Origin of the sequence: Siminovitchia terrae, from assembly GCF_003605405.2 — a bacterium.
In the GTDB taxonomy this organism is placed as follows: domain Bacteria; phylum Bacillota; class Bacilli; order Bacillales; family Bacillaceae_C; genus Siminovitchia; species Siminovitchia terrae.
In genome coordinates this window covers 1-4,686 of the sequence record NZ_QYTW02000055.1, presented here as the reverse complement: position 1 = coordinate 4,686, position 4,686 = coordinate 1, and the positions used below count along the sequence as shown (strand labels likewise).

Sequence of the window (4,686 nt, the reverse complement as noted above, 5' to 3'; positions counted from 1 at the left end):
TTAAAATACCTTGAGTAAAGTGTACTTACACACTTTATTTGACAAACCCCAAACAAAAAAGAGCCGTTTCAGCTAACAAACAAGCTCACTTTATTTATTTAAAAAATTGTTTCGCCGCTCACTCGACAGGCTTGAATAGTGATTGCATATATATGGTAGTGTTAACATACATATTATGAATCATTCTCTAACACAAAGTTATCAAGCAATACACGTACTTCATCTGTTGACTCTGTTCTCATCAATTGATTTCTTAATTCACTCGCCCCTCGAAACCCTTACAAAAAGAATCCTTTATAACCAACAAACAATTCTCCACCATAATTATCAAGTGTAGATTGAATGAATGAAACTAGTTTAGTTTTATCATTTGTATTCATGTATGTTTTTGTATATTTAACTAGTTTATCACACATATCTTTATCATATGATTTCAGGTTCCTAGCAACCCACTTTCCTTCACCAACCCAATTGCCATCTGCCCTTAAAATCAGTTCAGTTAACGTATCTATTAACTTATTTAAAATAAATAAACTTTCTTCAAAGTCTTCTGAACTTCTAAAGTCTGACAAAAAATCTGTAATTTGATACCTTGCTTTATTTATTTTCTCCTCATCCCAAGGTTGTGGACCCTGTTCATAAAGTATTTTTGCCTCTCTTTGGAATTCCTTTCCATTCCCTTGTTTATCTTCTATAAGTAGACCTTCGGCACACATTTTAATGATGGTGGGCATCCCTATATATCTAGCTGTTTGAAATTCAAACTCTAGAGATAAAGCCGTATAAATAAATGCCTCTATTTTCCATCCAAGAAAGTGATAACATTCAATTCTTGGTGTTTCTGTTTCATCAATTATAATTAAGTCAATATCAGATTCTGTTGTTAAATTTCCATAAACAGCACTTCCACCTATCAAGACTATATCTGATTCAGGAAAGTGGGAAACGATAAACTGTTGGGCTATTCGCTTGATCGAATCTCTCACATGAAACACCTCCCATATCAGGATATTCAAGTAAATGATTAGTGTTCTAGAACGTAGGAGCTATCTGTAAAATAATTCCTGACCATTTTTATGGACTTTTGTTGTAGATATTGGCATTGATCCAAAAAAGGGAAAAAGAAGACAAAAATCAAAAGGCGGGTTTAAAACAAAGCGGCCACTGCTCTCATTCACGGATTAAATACGGGAACATACATAGAGGAATCCCATGTTTTATTCAAAGACTTTGCACAAGAATGGCTGATGATTTAAGGTGAAACCGCCAATGTAAAACCCGGCACAATCCGTGTGAGACAACACGAAATTGATAAACCAATGCCCTATCTTGCCAATATCAAATGCGCCTTGGCATATTTGCGCCCAGATTTTATCGAGCTCCGCTCGATAAATTCCTCTGAAAATCTGTGGCATCCGCCGGAGGCTTTAACTTTATTCAGCTGGGGTTTGAACCCCCACTAAATGGAATACCAATATGCGTTCATCTCACCACTTACAAAAGTGGGAGACTCCTGCTGAACGAAGTTAAAACTTAAAGACATTACGCTAAAAAATTATCAACAAGCTTTATTTGACTTAAAAGAGAGAGGGTATGCAGATAATACATCATTTGGCGTACACCGCATTGGGAGAATTATCTTCTGGAAAGGCATCGAGATGAGTCTTATCAGTAAAGATCCGACAGAATTTGCCTACTTAAAAAGAGACAAAAAAACTATTGGATAATTAAAAACAAGAAGTTCCTAAGTACCTGGAGAAAGAGGAGCTCACACTATTACTCGATATAGAGGCTAAGAAAGGGTTGGGGATGGATTCTCTCTCATATACAGGAATGCGTATGGGTGAATTAGTAACCCTTAAGTGGAAAGACATCGACTTTGATGATCCTGCCATCAGTATTACAAAAACATATCATAATCCTACAAAAACAACACTATAAAATACGTATTGTTGCCACCTAAAACGAGAAGGTCGAGAAGAAAAACATAACCGATGAAAATGAAATCATTGAAATACAAAAACACAAAGAGATTCAGAATAAGGTGAAGACCGGTTTGTTCGCCCTACCTCGATAAAGATTTTATTTTGCCAAGAAAGTGCGGCAGCCTGGCTATCCAATCTTTATTAAGACTGTTGAAAACAGAGTGGCAAGGTTGTTAAAGATAGCTGGATTAAATGGTCAACTGACACCCCACTCTCTCCGGCACACCCACACATCATTATTGGCCGAAGCCGGTGTAGGATTGGAACAGATTATGGATAGGTTGGGACATACTGATGATCATACAACCAAAAACGTATATCTCCATGTGACGAAAGAAATGAAAAAAGAGGCTTCTCAAAAATTCACTGAATTAATGAGAAGCCTCTTATCTTGTCAGAAAAATGTTAGCATGACACTAATATTTTGCTCAAAACCCTTGATGTATATGGGTTTCAGAGACATATTACATCATGCCAGGCATGTCTCTAAGACATTTATGACCTTATATAAAATCATATTAGGACTATCAAACGGTGATTTTTGTTTTTAATAATGATGGATTTATATAAAGAACTATATGGATTTATATTTAATATATGGTCAAAAAATGGTCTTTAGGATAGACCCTTGCCGCGGTCTGAATAAAGTAAATTTAAACTACATATAATCATTATACATTAATTTATTTGTAATAAAAACCATCACGATAACAGATGTTTTATATCCTGTGGTAGAACATATGTTTTACAATGGATAGTATCAGTATATAATAGAAGAAAAAAGGTTGATGCCAATGATACAAATTCCGGATAGCGATCTTAAAATCATTGATCAAGCTATATTCCTGCCCATGCTGCTGACAGTTTTAAAACGTGATTTGGCTGCTGTTGATAATATCCCATTCAAGTTGAAACAACCCTATCATCATGTGATTGAAAATACCATCCAAGAGGTTCAAAAAGATTTATCCGAAGCAAATCGTTACTTGTACAAAAACAATATTAAGATTGTACGAGGGAAATCGAAAAATAACTTCACTGATTACACGGTCATATATAAAGGTGGCAAAGATCAACGGCATTATTTTAATGCTAAGATCAGAAACACAGTAGAAGAATTATTGGATTATTATTTGGTGGAACATAAAGCGAAAGAATAAAGCCCGGTCAGCGCCGGGCCTGTTTTTATTTAAAGTTATCTGACAACATCGATCGCCGTTATCCTCGCAACTTCTTCAGCAGCTGCGTATTTTGAGTAGCCGTACCAGTGTAATTCTTAATACCATGTTTGGCCGCCAACTTCTTCCGATTGGCAAGGGACGAATCCTGACCAATTGATTTGAGATAATCGACAACTGATGTTGTCTTTTGGTCACCTTTTGGTTTAGGTGCGACTGTAGTAGATCCAGGTAATTTAATTTTTTGACCGACTTTGATGAGGTTTTGATTTTTAATGCCATTGATCTTGACTAACTCATTGACAGTCGTTTTATATTTTTTAGCAATAGCGGACAGCGTGTCCCCTTTTTTGACGATGTGAGTACCAGTTGTAGACGCTGGCTTGGTATTAGTTGATGGTTTAGATGCCGCTGGTTTATCAGCTGGCTTGCTTGTATCTATTTTCAAGCCAAAATACTCCGCCACACCATCGGCAATCGCTTTTCCAGCAGCATCAAGGACCTTATCGTCTCTCAACTTTTTAACATCAATTGTTGAGTCCATATAGCCTCCCTCAGTCAGGATTGCTGGCATCTTGGATTCTCTAAGCATGTGGAAATCTGCTTTTTTCAAGCCTCTATCCTTCAATCCATAAGCTTGTACTAGATTCCTTTGAACAATAGCTGCCAACTTTTCAGCCTGTGGCCAGTTTCCTAAATAGGTGTAAGTTTCTGTACCGGTCCATTCTCCCCATCGTCCTGTATTAGCATTATGGTGGCCCGAAATAAGGATGTCAGCTCCCCAAGAGTTAGCTTTATTTGTCCTGGTGATTAGCGGCACATCTGTTTTTCCAGTCGGGTCGTCCAATCTCAACAGGGAAACGCCCTGGTATTGCTTCAAATATTTAATAGCAGCCAAAACCACTTTATTGTTAAAATCCCACTCATATTCACCAGCTGGTGTCCGTTTGCCTGGTGTTACTCCAAATCCTCCATGACCAGCATCGATTGCGATTTTTACCATTATTGATCCTCTCCCTTTTTGATGTAAAAAAAGAGCAACGCTTATGCGTCACTCTTTTCGTTTAATTTTTCAACTGCTTTTTTAAGCACATCCGGTACTGGCAAGTTTGTTTTGCCCACCGTTTCCAAAATACTCAACAGTTCATTGGCCAAATAAAAGAAGATGACAGCGTCCCTTATCAACGTGCCATCTCCCATGATCGTATCAATTGCGTAGGCTACTGCTACCAACGACAGGATGATTACCTTTTTTGCAATCCCCTTGAATCCAATTGAACTATTTAATTCCCCATGCGTTGCTGCAACCAAAAATCCCAATACATAATCCATGACAATAAAAATAACTAGCACCTGTAACAAAGGCGACCAACCTCCCAATAAGAATGTAATGATCGCCCCGATGACAGCGACAACTGATTTAAATATAGTTTCCATACTCCCTCTCCTTTTCTGCAAAATAAAAAGAGCCCAAAAGGACTCTTTTAAAACAATAAAATGACTTATTTGCAAAGATACTTTGA

The 4,686-nt window shown here is 37.2% G+C and carries 8 protein-coding genes and 1 pseudogene; 4 read left to right on the top strand and 5 right to left on the bottom strand.

Going from position 1 to position 4,686, the window contains the following annotated elements:
• Positions 1–173 precede the first annotated feature (173 nt).
• Both D5F11_RS27670 and D5F11_RS25580 read right to left on the bottom strand, forming a co-directional pair.
• A pseudogene (locus D5F11_RS27670) lies at positions 174–278 on the bottom strand (tRNA-dihydrouridine synthase); the annotation flags it as partial.
• Positions 279–986: a nucleotidyltransferase domain-containing protein gene (locus D5F11_RS25580; RefSeq protein WP_120119618.1), complete on the bottom strand. Its 708-nt coding sequence runs from the start codon at positions 984–986 to the stop codon at positions 279–281.
• Between the two features lie 109 nt (positions 987–1,095).
• Here D5F11_RS25580 and D5F11_RS25575 point away from each other — a divergent pair, with 109 nt between their 5' ends.
• Positions 1,096–1,185, top strand: a complete 90-nt coding sequence (locus D5F11_RS25575) for an Arm DNA-binding domain-containing protein (RefSeq protein WP_120119620.1) — start codon at positions 1,096–1,098, stop codon at positions 1,183–1,185.
• A 32-nt stretch (positions 1,186–1,217) separates the two neighbouring features.
• Here D5F11_RS25575 and D5F11_RS25570 read toward each other — a convergent pair whose 3' ends face one another.
• The gene (locus tag D5F11_RS25570) at positions 1,218–1,415 is read right to left on the bottom strand and encodes a hypothetical protein (RefSeq protein WP_126646697.1); all 198 of its coding nucleotides are present in this window, start codon (positions 1,413–1,415) and stop codon (positions 1,218–1,220) included.
• Positions 1,416–1,809: 394 nt separating this feature from the next.
• On the opposite strand from D5F11_RS25570, the gene D5F11_RS27665 reads away from it, so the two are divergent.
• The 3 genes from D5F11_RS27665 to D5F11_RS25555 all read left to right on the top strand — a co-directional run bounded on the left by D5F11_RS27665 (position 1,810) and on the right by D5F11_RS25555 (position 3,145).
• Positions 1,810–1,941, top strand: coding sequence for a tyrosine-type recombinase/integrase (locus D5F11_RS27665; protein WP_245998334.1), 132 nt, complete (start codon positions 1,810–1,812; stop codon positions 1,939–1,941).
• A gap of 157 nt (positions 1,942–2,098) precedes the next feature.
• Entirely contained in the window at positions 2,099–2,536 is a 438-nt protein-coding gene (locus D5F11_RS25560) for a tyrosine-type recombinase/integrase (protein ID WP_126646696.1), read from the top strand.
• 237 nt (positions 2,537–2,773) lie between these two features.
• Complete coding sequence (locus D5F11_RS25555; protein WP_245998331.1) at positions 2,774–3,145, top strand: YhjD family protein; 372 nt, start codon at positions 2,774–2,776, stop codon at positions 3,143–3,145.
• Positions 3,146–3,203: 58 nt separating this feature from the next.
• Here D5F11_RS25555 and D5F11_RS25550 read toward each other — a convergent pair whose 3' ends face one another.
• Together D5F11_RS25550 and D5F11_RS25545 are read right to left on the bottom strand one after the other, a co-directional pair.
• Positions 3,204–4,166: an N-acetylmuramoyl-L-alanine amidase gene (locus D5F11_RS25550; protein ID WP_120119622.1), complete on the bottom strand. Its 963-nt coding sequence runs from the start codon at positions 4,164–4,166 to the stop codon at positions 3,204–3,206.
• A gap of 41 nt (positions 4,167–4,207) precedes the next feature.
• Entirely contained in the window at positions 4,208–4,600 is a 393-nt protein-coding gene (locus D5F11_RS25545) for a phage holin family protein (protein ID WP_126646695.1), read from the bottom strand.
• Positions 4,601–4,686 lie beyond the last annotated feature (86 nt).